The 16,075-nt window shown below is 64.4% G+C and carries 10 protein-coding genes; 3 read left to right on the top strand and 7 right to left on the bottom strand.

Going from position 1 to position 16,075, the window contains the following annotated elements; genetic code table 11:
- Positions 1-199 precede the first annotated feature (199 nt).
- From ACVWNW_RS06930 to ACVWNW_RS06920, 3 genes are all read left to right on the top strand, one after another.
- The gene (locus tag ACVWNW_RS06930; protein ID WP_454481898.1) at positions 200-958 is read left to right on the top strand and encodes a hypothetical protein; all 759 of its coding nucleotides are present in this window, start codon (positions 200-202) and stop codon (positions 956-958) included.
- Between the two features lie 128 nt (positions 959-1,086).
- The gene (locus ACVWNW_RS06925) at positions 1,087-1,266 is read left to right on the top strand and encodes a hypothetical protein (RefSeq protein ID WP_454481896.1); all 180 of its coding nucleotides are present in this window, start codon (positions 1,087-1,089) and stop codon (positions 1,264-1,266) included.
- A gap of 12 nt (positions 1,267-1,278) precedes the next feature.
- Positions 1,279-1,473 carry a hypothetical protein gene (locus tag ACVWNW_RS06920; protein WP_454481894.1) on the top strand — a complete coding sequence of 65 codons (195 nt, stop codon included), beginning with the start codon at positions 1,279-1,281 and terminating at the stop codon, positions 1,471-1,473.
- 94 nt (positions 1,474-1,567) lie between these two features.
- On the opposite strand, the gene ACVWNW_RS06915 is transcribed toward ACVWNW_RS06920, so the two are convergent.
- From ACVWNW_RS06915 to ACVWNW_RS06885, 7 genes are all read right to left on the bottom strand, one after another.
- Positions 1,568-3,421: a ribonuclease J gene (locus ACVWNW_RS06915; RefSeq protein ID WP_454483422.1), complete on the bottom strand. Its 1,854-nt coding sequence runs from the start codon at positions 3,419-3,421 to the stop codon at positions 1,568-1,570.
- 66 nt (positions 3,422-3,487) lie between these two features.
- Entirely contained in the window at positions 3,488-4,393 is a 906-nt protein-coding gene (gene dapA / locus ACVWNW_RS06910) for a 4-hydroxy-tetrahydrodipicolinate synthase (RefSeq protein ID WP_454481892.1), read from the bottom strand.
- A gap of 40 nt (positions 4,394-4,433) precedes the next feature.
- The gene (dapB, locus tag ACVWNW_RS06905) at positions 4,434-5,171 is read right to left on the bottom strand and encodes a 4-hydroxy-tetrahydrodipicolinate reductase (protein WP_454481890.1); all 738 of its coding nucleotides are present in this window, start codon (positions 5,169-5,171) and stop codon (positions 4,434-4,436) included.
- A gap of 27 nt (positions 5,172-5,198) precedes the next feature.
- Positions 5,199-6,509, bottom strand: coding sequence for an MFS transporter (locus tag ACVWNW_RS06900; RefSeq protein ID WP_454481888.1), 1,311 nt, complete (start codon positions 6,507-6,509; stop codon positions 5,199-5,201).
- Entirely contained in the window at positions 6,496-7,245 is a 750-nt protein-coding gene (locus ACVWNW_RS06895; RefSeq protein ID WP_461196348.1) for a GNAT family N-acetyltransferase, read from the bottom strand. Before ACVWNW_RS06895 ends, ACVWNW_RS06900 begins: the two co-directional genes overlap by 14 nt.
- 119 nt (positions 7,246-7,364) lie before the next feature.
- Positions 7,365-11,405: a UvrD-helicase domain-containing protein gene (locus tag ACVWNW_RS06890; protein ID WP_454481884.1), complete on the bottom strand. Its 4,041-nt coding sequence runs from the start codon at positions 11,403-11,405 to the stop codon at positions 7,365-7,367.
- Complete coding sequence (locus tag ACVWNW_RS06885) at positions 11,402-16,039, bottom strand: PD-(D/E)XK nuclease family protein (RefSeq protein ID WP_461196347.1); 4,638 nt, start codon at positions 16,037-16,039, stop codon at positions 11,402-11,404. Before ACVWNW_RS06885 ends, ACVWNW_RS06890 begins: the two co-directional genes overlap by 4 nt.
- Positions 16,040-16,075: the final 36 nt, after the last annotated feature.

Here is a 16,075-nt window from a genome sequence, read left to right as displayed (position 1 = left end):
GCATGGATGTCGGTGCCCCCACCGGCATCGGCATAGGTCCTGTATGGATATGGCATGTCAAGTCTAATGCGGACACCAGTCGACGGGCCAGCGGGACGGTTTCCCTCTTTTCTGACGGCGCAGTCCGGACGGGAATAGTCGGGCCTTAAGGCGGTTGTTCATGGTCCATGCCTCACGAGTATGGCAGAAAGGGAGCGTCATGCAAGTCCGGACCGGGTTTACCACACAGCAGCTCAACATGCTCTGCCAGTACTCCTACGGGATCGGTCGAGGGGACGTCAAGACCCGGCCGGGCCTGCACTGGTTCGAGGATCCGACCCTGGGCAGCTACTGGGTGCTGCGCTCACGCTACTGCCCCGAAAACGGCTTCGAGGGGATGATTGCCGCCCAGAACATGGAGAACGGTCCGGACTATGCCCATTTGGTCGTGGTCTATGCAGGCACCAACCTGCGCGACGACCCCCGCCACGACATCCATGCCGCGCTGACCTGCTTCCTGCCACCGCTGAATGGGGAGCCGGGACAGACACAGCAGGCAGGCATCCTGGCCAGGCAAGCGCTTGACCTGGCCCGGCACAAGGCGGGAACCGACCGCGGGGTGCTTTTTACCGGACATAGCCTGGGTGGAGGCCTGGCCCTGATTCAGGCAGCGGAGCAGGACCTGCCCGCCAGGGTCTTCTGCGCGGCCGACCCCTGGCGGGTGCTGGGCCAGGAGCAGCGTCAGCGGGTAACCCGCCACTACGGGGACGGCAAGTTCCTGGACTACCGTCTGGGCAACGACAGGGTAACCGGAACTGCAAACCGTCTGCTGAGCGGACAGGCTGACCGCAGCGCCTGTGTGGTTTGGTGCGGCAAGGGACCCAGCAGGTTCGGACATTGGCTGGGCGACTTCGACTTCGACCAGGGCGGCGAGGTCCTGGCCGAAACTCCCATCACTTTGGCCGAATACCCGCGGTAACGTGGGAATTGGGCAGTCTCCAACGAGAGAGCGTCACCCGCCCGCAGGGATATCATGTTGGGTATTCAACTTCGTTCGTGCAGGGTCTTACACGCATATCAGAGAGGATATGCGATCTGAAAGCAATGATGTACTACGGCAAGGAAGTTGTACGTCTAGAGGACGTGCCCGAGCCTGAGCGCAAGCCGGGAACCATCAAGATTCATCCCGCCTTCACCGGCATCTGCGGTTCCAATGTTCATCTTTACTATGGCGGAACGGTCAACGGGAGCGGGAATTCGCCCGACCATCCCCATCCGCTGACGTGAGAGACCCTACCGGTGGTCTTCGGCCATGAGATCTCGGGTACCGTAGAGACCATCGCCGACGATCATGCCGATGCCATCAAGCTCATCCATGACCGGAACTTCGACTTGTCCACCTTCATCACCGACCGGATCAAGGTCAAGGACATCGTGGACAAGGGCTTCCACCAGCTGCGTGAGGACACGGAAACCACGTCAAGGTCATCGTGAGCATGTAAGCGCTGCTGTCTACTGATAACACCGAAGGCTCCGGTCGCCCAGATGGACGGCCGGAGCCTTCGGTATCAGTTGCAGGAAGCGATGGTCAGTTCTGTGACTGCACGTCGGTGGCGATATCGGCCACCACGGGCACGATCATGGGCCGACGGTGCAGCTTGCGTGAGATCCAACCACCCAGGGTGCGGCGCATCATCTGCTGAAGCTGGTAGGTGCCGGTAGTTCCCTTGGACATGGCATCCTCAAGCTGATCGACTATCTGGGCGTTGATGGACTTGAACTCGCTCTCGTCCTCGGCCACGGCGTTCAGGTAGAGCTTGGGGCCGGAGACGACCTTGCTGGTCTCGGTGTCGACCACGGCGAAGGCGGAGACGAAGCCCTCGGTGCCCAGAATCCGGCGCTGCTCAAGCTCGTCGTCGGTCAGCTGACCAACGGAGTCGCCGTCCACATAGACGTAACCGCAGGGCACGGACCCGACCACGGCGGCCTGGCCATGGTAGAGGTCCACCACATCGCCATCCTCGGCCAGGACCACGTTCTGCGGATCCACGCCGGTCTTGACGGCGATCAGGCCGTTGGCCACCAGGTGCCGGTTCTCGCCGTGGATGGGCATGGCGCATTTGGGCTGCACGATGTTGTAGAAGTGCAGCAGCTCGCCCTCGTCTGAGTGGCCGGAGACGTGGATGGCCGCGTTGTCGCGGTTGACCACCTTGGCACCCAGACGCACCAGCTTGTTGATGACCTTGTAGACCTCGTGCTCGTTGCCGGGGATCAGCGAGCTGGCCAGGATGACCGTGTCGAACTCGTTGATGGTGATGTCGCGGTGGGTCCCGTCGGCGATGCGGCCCAGAGCCGCCATGGGCTCGCCCTGGGATCCGGTGCACATGTAGACGATCTTCTCATCGGGGATGCTGTGGGCGTCCTTGAGGTCGACCACGGTGTCCTCGGGCAGGTGCAGGTAGCCCAGGTCGGAGGCAATGGACATGTTGCGGACCATGGACCGGCCGGCGAAGACCACCTTTCGGCCGAACTTGTGAGCGGCATCGACCACCTGCTGCACCCGGTGGACGTGGCTGGAGAAAGAGGCCACGATGATCTTGCGCTGGGCCTCGGCGAAGGCCTTGTCCAGGGCGGGGGCAATGGAGATCTCGGGCTTGACGAAGCCGGGGACCTCGGCGTTGGTGGAATCGACCATGAGCAGGTCCACGCCGGACTCGCCAAGCTTGGCGAACTCGCGCAGATCGGTCAGACGGTGATCCAGAGGCAGCGGGTCGATCTTCATGTCGCCGGTGTCGATGATGTGGCCTGCCGGGGTGCGCACGGAGACGGCCAAGGCATCGGGAATGGAGTGGGTGACCGCCACGAACTCCAGGTTGAAGGGGCCAACCTTGAGCTTGTCGCGGCCCTTGACTTCAACCTTGGTGGGCTTGAGATGGTGCTCCTCACACTTGGCGTCGACGAATCCCAGAGTCAGCCTGGATCCGATCAGGGGGATGTCCGGACGCAGCTTGAGCAAGTAGGGAACGCCGCCGATATGGTCCTCATGCCCGTGGGTCAGCACCAGGGCGTCCACCTGATCCAGCTTGTCCTTGATGTAGCTGAAGTCAGGCAGAATCAGGTCCACACCCGGCTGCTCCTCTTCGGGGAAGAGCACGCCGCAGTCGATCAGCAGGATGTGGCCGTTGTACTCGATCACATTCATGTTGCGGCCGATTTCGCCCAGGCCTCCCAAGGGAACGATGCGCATGGAGCCCTTGCGATACTTGGGGGGCGCTACCAGATGCTGCTCGGTCTGGGTGCCCTTGCCGCGGGCGATGGCGCCGTTGCGACGGTTGCGGGATTCGCCCCGGGACCTGCTTGACCCCTGCTTGCCATTCTTGGAGGAGGACCGACGACTTCTGCTCTTGCCGGTCGTGTTTGATTCTTCTTGTTTTCTTGCCATAGTCACTTGTGTTTCTATCATCTGTGCCCCTGCCTATACAGGGGCGACGTCGCTTTCAGGACTGATTCAGATCAGCCCGGCAGCCTTCATGCCCTTGCAGGCAAGAGCCACCTGGTCCTCATCGGGACCCAGATTGGGCAGCCTCATGGCCGTCTGGTCCAGTCTGCCGGCCGCTTTCAGAGCGGCCTTGGCCATGACGGCCTGCTGCCCCTGGCCGTTCAGAGCCTGGACCAGCGGATCCAGACGCACGGCCAGATCCCTTGCGCCATCCAAATCGCCAGCATCGAAGTCGTCAGCCAGACGCTTCATGGGCCCGGATGCCACATGGGCAATGACCGAGATGACGCCGACCGCGCCCAAGGCCAGGAAGGGCAGGTAGAGTCCGTCATCGCCTGAGTACCAGGTCAGGCCGGTCTCCTGGCGTTTGCGGGGCATGGAGGCCAAGTCGCCCGTGGCATCCTTGACGGCGGTGATCGCATCCAACTCGCCCAGGCGCCGGTAGGTGTCCAGCTCGACGTGCAATCCGGTCCGTCCGGGCACATCGTAAAGAATGATCGGTCGCTGAGCCGACTGGCATACCGAGCGGAAGTGGGCCACCACCCCATCCTGGGAGGGGCGTGAATAGTAGGGCATGACCACCAGCAAGGCATCAGCCCCGGCCTCCTGGGTCATCTCTACCATGCGTACCGTGTGCGCCGTGTCGTTGGATCCCGCTCCGGAGATGACGGGCACATCGACGGCATCCTTGACGGCCCTGACCAGGTTGACCTTCTCCTCCATGTGGGTGACGGGAGACTCGCCTGTAGTGCCGTTAACCAGGATGCCGTCGGCCCCATCGGCCACCAAGGTGCGGGCCAGATTGGCGGCAGCCTCATAATCCACGGATCCGTCCTTATTCATAGGCGTGATCATGGCGGGGATCACCCGTCCGAAGGGTGCAGGAGGAAGCAGATGGGTAACGGTCTCGGTCATATCTTCACGCTACTTGCAGATGGGGACGCTCTTGCGGATATCAGAACAGGTAGTGGTCCAGGCCCACGGTCAGTCCTGGAATGCTTCCAGCACGGCGCACGGCCAGGAGGACTCCGGGCATGAAGGAGACACGCTCGAAGCTGTCTGCGCGAATGGTCAGCTGCTCGCCGGGGTTGCCCATGAGCACCTCTTCATGCGCGTTGAGTCCCCGCAGCCGGACGGCATGGACGTGGACACCGTCAACCACCCGACCCCTAGATGCATCAGGCTGCTGGGTTGCGTCGGGCATGGGACCCATACCAGCCTGGCGACGGGCTTCGGCAATGGCGGAAGCGGTCCCCAGGGCAGTGCCGGAGGGGGCGTCGACCTTATCGGGATGGTGCATCTCGATCACCTCGGCCGACTCGAAGTAGCGGGCCGCCATGGCTGCGAACCGGTCGGCCAGCACTGCAGAGATGGCGAAGTTGGGAGCGATGAAGACGCTGAGCCCGGGATGCTCGTCCAAGGCCTGCTTGACCTGGTCCAGACGCTCCTTGGTCCAGCCGGTGGTGCCGATGACGGAGTGGACCCCCTGCCCTATCAAGGTCAGGGTGTTGCCCAGGACTGCATCGGGGCTGGTGAAGTCGACCGCCACATCCGTGTTGCTCGGATTGATCGCCGCCGGATCGTCATCCGGGCCCAGCAGCAGGGCCGTCTGCATATCCTGCGCGTCATTCAGAGCACGCATCACCTCGGTTCCCATGCGTCCGCCTGCACCCAGCACCGATACGCGGATCATCGGCTGCCTCCTTCTTCACTGTTCATTTCACTCAGCATTTTCGGTCTTTTCCACGACCATACCCCTCCCGCGGCTCCTGGCCCAGCCCAGCAGTGCCAGGGGGACAGCGCAGCAAGTGACCACCGCCGGAATGGTCATGCCGCCGTGGGGTCCGAACTGATCCAGGGCGACTCCGGCCAGGGTGGATCCCAGAGAGGTGCCGATGGATCCGCCGGTGGACAGCCAGGAGAGCCCCTCGGTGAGGGCCCGAGCATCCACGTTCTCGCGCACAATCAAGTTGCCGGTAGCAAAGATGGGCGAAACACACAAGCCAGTCAGCACCTCGGCCAGACCCAGCAGGACCAGGTTGTCCATGACCAGGCGGAAGACCACATAGCCCAGGGTCAGCAGCACCAGGAAGGTCGTCAGATAGCGCCAGCGGGATCCCTTGAGCCTGACCGAGCCGAAGATCAGCGCCCCGCACAGGGAGCCCAGGGCGAACAGGGCCAGCTGCAGGCCCACCGCCCCCTCGCGGCCCATGGACTTGGTCAGGGCGGTCACCGAGACGTCCACCGCGGAAAAGCTCATGTTGAAGACGACGAAGATCACCACCAGCAGGAGGATGCCCGGGTAGACCAGAGCCGAGCGAGAGCCCTGGTGGCCTTCAGCATCGCTTGGCAGGACGTCCCCATGGGCATCCACCGGAGAATGATCCGCTGCCGACTGGTTGACCGCCTCCATGCGAACGACGGCCGGAGGCTCGGTGGAACGCATGGCGAAGAAGGTCAGTCCGCCGGCCAGCAGGGCCAGGGCAGGCAGGTAGAGCTGGGAGACCGGGCTGACCGAGGTGGCCAGGTAGGCGGAGAGGATGGGTCCCAGGATGAAGACGCACTCGTCCAGCCCCGACTCCAGGGCGTAGGCGGTGTTGAGCAAATTGGTCTTGTCGTCGCGCAACACCCAGGCCCAGCGGGTGCGCACCAGGGCTCCGAAGGCGAACTGGGTCAAGCCCATCAGAGCCGCCAGCACAAAGAGCACTCCCAGGGGAACCCGGCGCATGGCACCCACGGCGAAACCCAGAATGGCCAGAGCCTGCACGATCAGGGCGGTCACCCCGACCCGACGCTGACCGAACCTATCGAACAGACGGGCGTAGAAGGGGGTAACCAGGGCCGCGCAGAGCGTGTAGACGGCACTCATCAGCCCGGCCGAAGTCCAGTTGTCATAGATGTGGTTCAAGGCCAGCACGATGCCCAGACCCATCATGCCCAGGGGCAGACGGGCCAGAACGGCCGACAGGCAGAAACCGGCGGCGCCCGGGTAGGTGAACAGGCGCAGGAAGGGTGATTTAGCGGCCGCCATGATCACCATCCTTGCCCAGCTGGTCGCTCACACGGCCTCCGTAGATGAAGATGTCGTCAATACCCTCAAAGAACTGCGGATCGTCCGAGGGGTCGCGCCCGGCGAAGGCCGCATGGTCCCGCCCCTTGAGCTCGGCCAGCCGCTCCATGCCCTGATGATCGTAGAAGCCCACGTCGCAGGAGGAGTCCGTATGCAGGTAGAAGCGCTCGATGCCCGCCTGGTCCAGATGCACCAAGGTGTCCCGCCATAGGGCGCCACCCACGCCGCGTCCCCGAGCACGGCTGGAGACCAGGAAGAGCCTCAGTTCAGCCTGGGGCGGGACGGCCAGACCGCACTGCTCCTCCAGCTTGACCTCGGTCAGCTGCCACTGGCGGGCCCGGTCCAGGGTCCGAGCGCCCAGCGGCGTGGCAGACAGCTGCTGGTCCACTCGCTCCAGCTCCTCTTCAGCCTGAGGGAAGCAAGGTTCGCCACGTCCCTCGGCCAACAGAGTTACACCCAGAAAGTCCTGCCCATCGACAGCTATCCGAGCCCTGGTGGCATCTACTAGATAATGCAGGATGAAATGCGCGGCGCTCAGCCGGGACACAGTTCCCTCGGGATCCTCCTGCACCTTCCAGGTGGCATCAAAGGTCCCCACCAGGTCGGGCATGTCCGCCCAGACCATGGGTCTTATTGCCACGCTCCCCCTCCGCCAGGAGGCCTGGTCGTGATTACTGGACGTTGTCATCTGTCTCATTGCTCCATTCGGGCGTGCCCGGCCCCACGAGGGTCTTTGGCCGTCTGCCGATCGCCTGCTGTTCATGATTGCTGATGCGCGGCACCCATCGCCCTTGTCTGGCGGGGTCTGCCGCAGACTCAGTCCTCGTCCGACTGCTCGGGTATGCCCTCGGCCAGGGTTGCGAGAATTTCTTCTTCGGTCCTGGCACGGGCCCTGATGAGTCGGTCCTGGGGCTGGTCTTCGCTTACATAATAAAGGCAGGCGTCGATGGTCGACAGGCCGATACCTTCCAAGCGTGACAGGAGCAGCCGGTAGAAGTCCAGCTGGACCAGACGGCGGTTGGTCGACTCCTCTCCATGCGGTCGGACTCCGGTCTTCCAGTCCACGATGGTGTAGTGCATATCCTTGCGCTCAGGGTCCAGACCACCAGCGAAGACCGCATCCAGCTTGCCCTTGACGATAGAGCCAGCCAGCACCGCCACGATGGGCCGTTCCACCCAGACAGGAGTGCGCTGGGCCCAGTCAGACTCAGCTAACCTCCGCTCCCAGGTCAGCAGACGGGCCTGTACGAGATCGGCCTTGGGATCCAGGGACTCCCGCTCCTGGTCAAGCCCGGCCAGCATCCGGGCTCGCTCAGCCATGGCCCCGGGGCCCAGCGGACCATCGAGCAGGTTCGGTGCTTCCGCCTGATCAGGCAGGTCCACCAGTCCTTGAGGGGCGGAAATCTCGGGCAGGATGAAACGCCTGGCCCAATCATGGAAGCGGGTGCCCGCCTCGGCCTGCGGGGAGGCCACCTGAGGTATGGGTCTGACCAGCCCCTGCCAGTAATCCCTCTCCATCTTGGGATCGCCCCCTGCCGAGCTGGCCTGGATGGCGGTGACGCTGCTAGCCCCATGTCCCAGGATCCGGCGGCCGGTGCGCCGCAGCAGATCCAGATCCGTGAGCAACTGGTCGTCAGCCACCCCTAGGCGACCCGTGCTGACCTGCAGGACGCGGACCGCATTGGCGTAGAGCCCGTCATCGCCCTCATCAGGGATTTTGTGGTCGTCTGGTTCCCCGGCGCGCACCCAGGCGGCCGAGCGATCCAAGGCTTCACGGGTCCGCGCACTCAGAACAGGAGGCCAAAGCGCCTGCTCACGCTCACCGTCTCGGGCGGCGACCTGGCCCACCTCTTCCAGGGCACGGTCGACGACAGCCTGGCGGTAGGACTGGGCGTTCTCACCGACAAAGAGCCCCAAGGGCGGCGTTGGCTCGCCCTCATGTGCATCCTCTGCGTGCTCCAGCTTGACCGCATCGGGCTCTTCCTGGAAGAGCTCCACCAGTTCGGTCCAGAAGTTGGAAGCCTTGTCCGGGTCCGGTGCCGGCGTGTTCAGGGCCGCAGACTCCGCCTGGGAATCCTGGCTGAAGGTCAGCAGCAGGTCATGCCGGGCCCTGGTCGCCGCCACGTAGATCAGCCGCCGCTCGTCATCCAGCAGCCGTCGGCCATATTGTTCTCGCTGAGAGGGGGCAATGGCATCGGCACGCACCGGGCGGGCCTGATCGTCCAGCCCGCTCTCACGAGACAGGCCCATGGCCTCCTCCTCCAAGCCCGTCAGGTCCATCCGACCCAGCAGATCCTCAGGGTCAGCTCCCAGGGGGGCGTCGTGTGGAAAACGGGGCAGGATCATGGCATCAGCCCGCACCGGCACCGGCACAGACTGGGGATCGACCAGCCAGGTACGGGCCGTGCAGTTGTACTGGTAGACCGGGCCGTCCGGGGATTGGACCACCGGCTGGTCCAAGGCGGGCTTGACCGTGAGCCGGTCGCCCTGGCTGCTGGGGAAGGCTCCGCGCTTGAGCCCGACCACCGCCACGGCATCCCACTCCAGACCCTTGGCCTGATGGACGGTCATCAGGGCCACGTCGGCCTGTCGTGCATCCCCGTCAGTGGGCATTTCGGGACTCTGATCCAGTGAGGACAACCAAGAGACGAACCCACGCAGGCTGGGCCCTAGGCCCTGGGGCAGCTCGGACAGGTAGACATCCACCTGATCCAGCAGGGCTTGAATGCCCGCCTTGGCCTGGCTTGGCTCCAGAGGACGTTCTGGATTGGCCAGGGTACGGGCCAGCACCAGGTCCACGTCCAGATCCAGGGCACGGATGGCAGCGATGACTACCTGGCGCAGGGGGGCCGAGGACTCGGCCTGGACCTGGCATATGACCCGGGCAGCCTCAGCGGCCTGGACCTGCCCCTTGGCGGAGAGCCCTGAGCTCTTCAAGAGGTCTGGCAGGTCGTCGCGCAGAAGCAGATCCACCAGGAAGACATCATTGGGGACCTGGTCACGGTAACGATGCAAATCCTCGCGACGGCGGCGCGGATCGGGGTCGGACTCGACCAGACCGGCCCGGACAAGAGCCCGGTACTGGCTGTCCTCGTTGACCTTGGCGGCCAGAGAAGCCAGAGCGCTCAGGTCGGCCGCGTCCATGCCGAACCGGGCCGAGGCCAGCAGACGCATCAGGGAATCGCTGTCGGTGTGGTCGCAGACTAGAGAGAGCAGGGCTCTAAGGTCCATGACCTCGGGCCGGTCAAAGAGGGAGGAGTAGCCGACGACCTGGCAGCTCAGCCCTGCAGCCTCCATGGCCTCGCGGTACCTGGGCAGGGCAGCCTTGGAGCGGAAGAGAACGGCCACGTGCGGCGTATCACCCTGATTGCCATAGAGATCGCGTGCTCTGAGGACGAACCTGACCACGCCATCGATCTCCTGGCCGCCGGTACTGTAGCCCAAGAGGCCCACGGTGCCTTGGTCGGCGTCCTCACGGGGACGGAGCCTGGCCACGTCCACCTCGCGCAGTTCCGCTTCCGACCGGCTCTCCTGGCCCCGATGGCGCAGGGGGACGGTCAGCTGGTTGGCGGCCTTGAGTACCCAGCTGGAGTTGCGGAAGGTACGCGACAGGGTCAGCGGATCCTGGTCCTGCGAGCGCCCAAAGGCGGTCACACCAGAGAGGGGACCGCTGCCGGAGGCGGGTCGGTCGGCCAACATGCCGAACTGGGCCTGGAAGGTGCGGAAGGCCCCAGGACTGGCTCCGCGCCAAGCATAGATGGACTGGAAGGGGTCGCCCACGGCAGTCACAGCCGACCTGCCGGGTGCCTGATCCTTCCTCCCCTGATCCTCCTTAAGGCGCTGCGGATGGAAGATGGCCGCCAGAAGCAGGGCCTGGGTGGTGGAGGTGTCCTGGTATTCGTCCAGAAAAACGTGACTGTAGCGGCGTCGCAGCTGGGCACTGATGGAGGGGAAACGGTTGACCAACTGAAAGGCGGCCAGGGTGAAGTCGCCGAACTCGGCCATGTTGGCCTGGCGCTTGGCCCTCTGGTAATCCTGGACCAGGGTCAGCAGCTTCTCGCGTGTCAGAACCGCCCGTCGCATGGCATTTACCCGATAGAGGCGAATGCTCTGCCGCTTATCTTGGAAGTCCTTGATTTTGCCCTGATAGTGCTCGTCGGTCTCCTTTTTGGTTCGCTTGGGCGGCGTCTGGCTGACTCTGGGCTCGTCATCCGGCACAGGCTGGTCGCCGATCAACTGGTCTGCACGATCCACAAAAGCACGGTCCCAGGCGCGGATCCGCTCCACAGCCTGGTCGAAATCCGGGCAGTCGCTGCTGATCATTGAGGTGGTCACCGCCCCGGTCAGCCCCAGGACCCGGTTGACGGTGGTCGAGAAGGTCGCCGAGCCCAGGTCGTCGGAGTCGCCATCCTGCGCCGATGAACCGGCAGGAAAGATCAGATCCAGATGGTCGGCGACCACCTGAGAGGCCAGCTGGTAGGCCCCGGCCGAACTCAGGGGACGAGTGTCCTGGTCCATGCCCACCAGCAGGCCGTACTGGCGCACGATAGACTGGAAGAAGGCGTCATAGGTAGACACAGTCGGCTTGAGGAAGTTGCGCTCGGGGTCCACGGCCGAGGCACCTCTGCCTTGGTCGCGTCGGATGACCGCCGCCCCGACCCTGGACTGGAGCTCGGAGGCGGCCTTGCGGGTGAAGGTCAACCCCAGAATCTGCTCTGAGGGCACTCCCCGACGGATCAGGGCGATGATTCGGCTGGTCATGGTCATGGTCTTGCCCGAGCCAGCGCCTGCCACCACCAGAAGATCCTCGTTGACATCCGCATCGACGATGGCGGACTGTTCGGCAGTCTGCTTCATTCCTGATCCTCCAGTAGATTGGGCGCCACCAGTTGCCATGCCTGACATTCCTGGCCATTGCTGGCCCGATGGCAACGGGCAGGGTCGAAGACCGCGTCATCCCGGCCTGCCATCAGCTTGACCCCGGCAGCAAAGAAGACCCTGGCTATCATGGTCAGCCCCCATACGGCCTGGGAGGAGACCCGGGCTGCTCGGACCATGGCCCACAGGTCCGCATCCACCCCGGGCGGAACCTGATCAGGCAGGTCCGCGGGCTCGGCCTTGGACTTGAGTGGGGAGGGCATGCCGGTTCTGGGCTGAGCGATAGTGGCCAGCCTGTCCCGCTCGAACAGTGGCGGCTGGTAGGCCATCTCCTCCCTGCGCAGCCCCGTTTGGGCATCCTTGGGTGGGGACTGCAGCTGCAGGAGCAGGGACTGGCTCAGCCTCATCCCCTCGGTCCTCTCCAGGTCGGGGGCCTGCGGCAGGCTCCAGGCCGCACCCACCTCCGGACTGCTGCCGGGCGTGGGCGGGAAGGCCAGTCCCAGTTGATAGCAAACCAACTGCAGGTCGTTGAAGAGCTGCCCCTGGGTATAGGGGACCCTACCGGTCTTGTAGTCCACCAGCCGCAGACGGATGCCCTCGGGCAGGGACCTGACCTCCAGACGGTCGATGCGGCCGGTCAGTCTGACCATCGTCCTGGCATCCAGGGCTGCGGGGAAGCCGTCGACCAGGCCGGACATCAAGGCAAAGAGCCCGTCGGCATCCAGAGGACTTTCAGGGAAGGTGGCCTTCCAAAGAGGAACCAAATCCTCCACGGACAGGCTGACATCGAAGGAACGCTCGCTCTGTACACCCAGCAGGTCGCCGACCGGAACCGGGCTCTTGCCTCCCAGGCCGTATTCGGAATCCGAGGAGCGAACGAAATAAGAGGCCAGGTTGTCCAGGATGGACTCCACCCGGCTGCTGCGGCCGCGTTGATCATAGAGTTCGTCGGGGTCCCGCAGGCGCTGTTCCCGAGGAGCCAGCTCCTGGTAGATATCCAGAAGCGCATCCCGCACCTGCTGCTGGCGAGCGTCCGAATCACCCTGGCCGGGACGATCCAGACCATGGGCTGTGCCCTCGCTGGCCACCTTGTGGATCAGGGAACCGAACTCGGTGGGCACCCTGGAAGGGGATGGGCCGGAGAACTGGTCTCCCAAAGCCCACTCCAGGGGGCAGTTCCAGATGGCATCGACCGCCGAGGGCGAAAGGAGAACCACCTGGCGGCCGGACTGGTGCTTATGGCGATGGTCACGGCGGTTGTCACGGTCGTGGGTTCGGCCCGCCTGTGTAGCTTGATTGAAAGAAGCAGACGAGGACCGGGAAGCAGGATCCCATTCAACAACCGATGCAACACCTGAGGCTGCTGTCACGGCCCTTGACTCAGCGGCCTGCTCAACCGAAATCCCTCTATCCGGGACATGCTCATCCAGAGCTTGTCCAACCGTAGATTGCTCGTCTGGGGCATGCCGGTCTGAAGCCGGCCCAACCGTGGACTGTCCGTCTGGAACATGCTGATTCAATGCCGACTGGTCATAGAGGAAGGGCCAATGCCTGGGATCGGCCGAATCCTGGCCCTGGTCGGCCAGCAACCGCAGGGTCTGCACGGCATCGTCCACTCGGTCACGGTCGACCTGGTCCTGCGGAAGCAACGCCTGGACAGCCAGGATGGACCGGGCGGCCGCAGTCAGGCCCCTGGGAGACACCTCCAGCCCTCCGTAGCGCTCACTGCCGCCTGAGCCAGCGCCGACCATGCTGAACTCCGCCTGGCTCATATCGGCGGTGCGTGGATAGCGTTCGGGCAGATAGCCGTAAAGGAAGTCCGATGGAACCAGGTCATCGTTCCAGACCGCGCTGATGCACACCTGGGTCCGGGCCCGGGTCAGCGCCTCCAGAAAACCCTTCTTCTCGGCGTAGAGGATGGAGCGCAAGGCCGGATCGTGGCTGAGCGTGTCTGCCAAGGGGTCGCCGATGCGGTCATGCAGAACCAGGTCGGCCAGCTCTTCGGCCCCGAACATGGTGTCGCGGGGAATCAGGTTGGGCCAGACCCCGTCCTGAACGGCGGGCAGCCAGACCAAGGGCCAGTCAGTGGCCAAGGCGGCAGCGCCGGCGGGCGTGGTCAGAGTGACGGCATGCTCAATGGGCCCGATCCGCGCCAAGGAGTCGGCCTCGATTTGCATGGTACGCACCTGGTCCATGAAGGCCTCGACCGTAGGGAAACGACGGGAGCCAGCAGCGTACTGGAAGAGCCGCATGAGCGCGTCCAGACGGTCGTTGGCCTCCTCCCCCTCCTGGGTGGCCATCAGGGCCCTCCGCTGCCAGTCATCGGCCAGGTCCAGGCTCCGCCAGGCCTCCCAGAGCACATATTGGGGCTGACGGTCCTCCAGGGCGCTGATGCGGTTGGCGGTCAGTCGCAGAACCTGCAGGGCCTTGTCCAGAACTTGAACGTCAGGATCCTCCCGGCGACCTCCGGCGATGGCGGTCATGGCCTCCAGGATGATTCCCGAGGATCGGCCATCCGGATCCAGAACCAGCAGGGTCTCCAGGGCCTGAACAGACAAAATGGCTGGCCGTTGGGCATCCCGGTCGCCCAGATCCACTGGCTGGTCGCGGGCCGAAGCAGTCGAAAAGAGATCTGACCCGCCCCTTTCCTGGGAGGAATCATGCCTGGTCAGCAGGGAATCGTCGACGCTGATACCGGATGAACGGTCCCGCTCAGCACGCCGCTGGGCCAGGTCCTCGACCCAATTCCGCCAGGCCTGTCCCAGGAGAGGCAGGTCGTCCAAGGAGCCCGATGAGTCCGCCCCGCTCCCCTGCTGACCGGACAAGGGGGCCAGGGCGGCCATGGTCTCCATGATGGACTCCAGGCGCTCCATCCTGACGGGACGCTCTGCACGAGCGGCAGTAGCAGGAACACGGAAGAGCGGTCCGGCCATCAGGGTGCGCAGGCGCGAACGGATCCAGGCGGCCACCTGAGCAGGATCGTCCGGGGCGCTGCCGATGGTGTCAGGGGCCAGTACCGACTGGGCCAGCTCGACCAGGGCAAAGAGACCCTGGATGGCAGGCTCCTGGCTGAGCGGACGGGTCACTGAGGAGAAGCGCACCGGCACACCTTGGACGCGCAGCTTGCGGCCCAGGGTGCGCAGGGTTGTGTTGTCGTGAGCGATGACGGCCATGTCATTCCAGTCACGCTTGTTGGCCAGGAACTCATGCTTAATCTGCCAGACCAGATCGTCGTCCTCCTGGTCGGGGGTATGGAAGAGCCTGGTCTGCACGCTGCCGTCACTGATAAGACTGTTGTCGGCAGTCAGGGGTGCCACCGGTCCGGCGCCGGGCCAGGCGGGCAGCTTGCCCGGTCTGTCAGGCAGGGGGGTGTCGCTCTCCTCAACCCCAGCGATGCCCAGGCTGACCCTGGCAGCCACCAGATCGGCGTAGGAACCTGGAGCTGCCGAATCGGAACCTTGGACGCTTTCGGTATGTTCTGCGGCCGCTTCAGGAACCACCATCCTTCGGGGTTTCAGGGTCACTTCGGCGGCATCCAGGCAGGCGAAGTCCTGAGCCAGAAGGGGGGCAGCGGCGCCTGGCATGGGCTTGGACAGGGCGGTCAGGCGAGTGGCCAGAAATTCCGGATAGGAGCCGCGGAAGGACTGGACCGACTGGTCGGGATTGCCCACCAGAAGAAGTCGGCAGCCGGCCTGACTCAATCCCTGCAGCAGGCCCATCCCGGCCAGGGTGATGTCCTGCCAGTCGTCCACGACCAGCAGGTCAGGCAGATCGTCATCAGCCAGCCCATCCAGGCTGCGAGAGGCTTCGACCATAAGCATGGAGGGGTCCAGACGGAACTCGTCCGGATAGCTCTCGGCAATGCTCTGGCGGTATTCATCTTCCAGGGCGAAGGCCAGCCGCCACTGCAGGCCCAGCCGGTCGCGGCGATCAGGGTCCATGGGCTGGATGGCCAGAGAATCCAGAAGCTGGTCCCGGTCCCCTTTGTCAAGGCCCAATTCCGTCATGCGGGCGAACATGTCCCGCAGCTGGGCGATGAACCTGTCGGCGACCCCTACGACTCGTCCCTGTCCGTCGCCGACCAGGACGGAGGACCAGCCCGCCCCGTTGCGAAAGTAGCGCTCCAGAAGTCGGCAGACCGCGCAGTCGTCACCGGCCTGGACATGCTCCAGATGGACGGTCATGACCTGCCTGAGCAGGGCATCCTCTTCAGCGCCGTTGAGCAGTCTGGGCAAGAGTGGATCGTGACCCCCTCGGGCCAGCCGAGACCTCGTCAGCAGACGAAAAGCCAGGGCCTGCAGTGTGCCCACAGGTCGGGTGCGGTCGGACCTGCCCCGCTCCAGAATGACCTGGCGGCTGACCTGGTCGGCCGCGGTACGACCTGATACAGCCATGCTGGCGCCGTCGCCGAAGCGTTCCATGCCTGTCAGGAGGGCACGAGTAGCCAACCTGGTCTTGCCGCTGCGGGGAGGACCAGCCACCACCAGGGCCCGGGTGGACCGATCCTCTTCGTTCTGGAGCCGATCGCCGATAAGGGCGCGGACCGGTTCCATGGCTTCTTGCGGATCCACCGGTGGCTGCTTGCTCATAGCTACAAGAATAGGGTCCGGCATGGTCCATCTGCAGGCCCTGGAACCCGCTGGTCCGGG

It is taken from the genome of Bifidobacterium sp. JNUCC 75, from assembly GCF_054819865.1.
The sequence above is the reverse complement of the archived record's forward strand: the minus strand, read 5'-3'. Positions and strand labels throughout refer to the sequence as shown.

What these genes read in the sequence shown, in the direction of transcription:
- ACVWNW_RS06930 (WP_454481898.1), top strand. Translation starts at nt 200, where the DNA reads ATGCAAGTCCGGACCGGGTTTACCACACAGCAGCTCAACATGCTCTGC.
- ACVWNW_RS06925 (WP_454481896.1), top strand. Translation starts at nt 1,087, where the DNA reads ATGTACTACGGCAAGGAAGTTGTACGTCTAGAGGACGTGCCCGAGCCT.
- ACVWNW_RS06915 (WP_454483422.1), bottom strand. Translation starts at nt 3,421, where the DNA reads ATGGCAAGAAAACAAGAAGAATCAAACACGACCGGCAAGAGCAGAAGT.
- dapA (WP_454481892.1), bottom strand. Translation starts at nt 4,393, where the DNA reads ATGACCGAGACCGTTACCCATCTGCTTCCTCCTGCACCCTTCGGACGG.
- dapB (WP_454481890.1), bottom strand. Translation starts at nt 5,171, where the DNA reads ATGATCCGCGTATCGGTGCTGGGTGCAGGCGGACGCATGGGAACCGAG.
- ACVWNW_RS06900 (WP_454481888.1), bottom strand. Translation starts at nt 6,509, where the DNA reads ATGGCGGCCGCTAAATCACCCTTCCTGCGCCTGTTCACCTACCCGGGC.
- ACVWNW_RS06895 (WP_461196348.1), bottom strand. Translation starts at nt 7,245, where the DNA reads ATGAGACAGATGACAACGTCCAGTAATCACGACCAGGCCTCCTGGCGG.
- ACVWNW_RS06890 (WP_454481884.1), bottom strand. Translation starts at nt 11,405, where the DNA reads ATGAAGCAGACTGCCGAACAGTCCGCCATCGTCGATGCGGATGTCAAC.
- ACVWNW_RS06885 (WP_461196347.1), bottom strand. Translation starts at nt 16,039, where the DNA reads ATGCCGGACCCTATTCTTGTAGCTATGAGCAAGCAGCCACCGGTGGAT.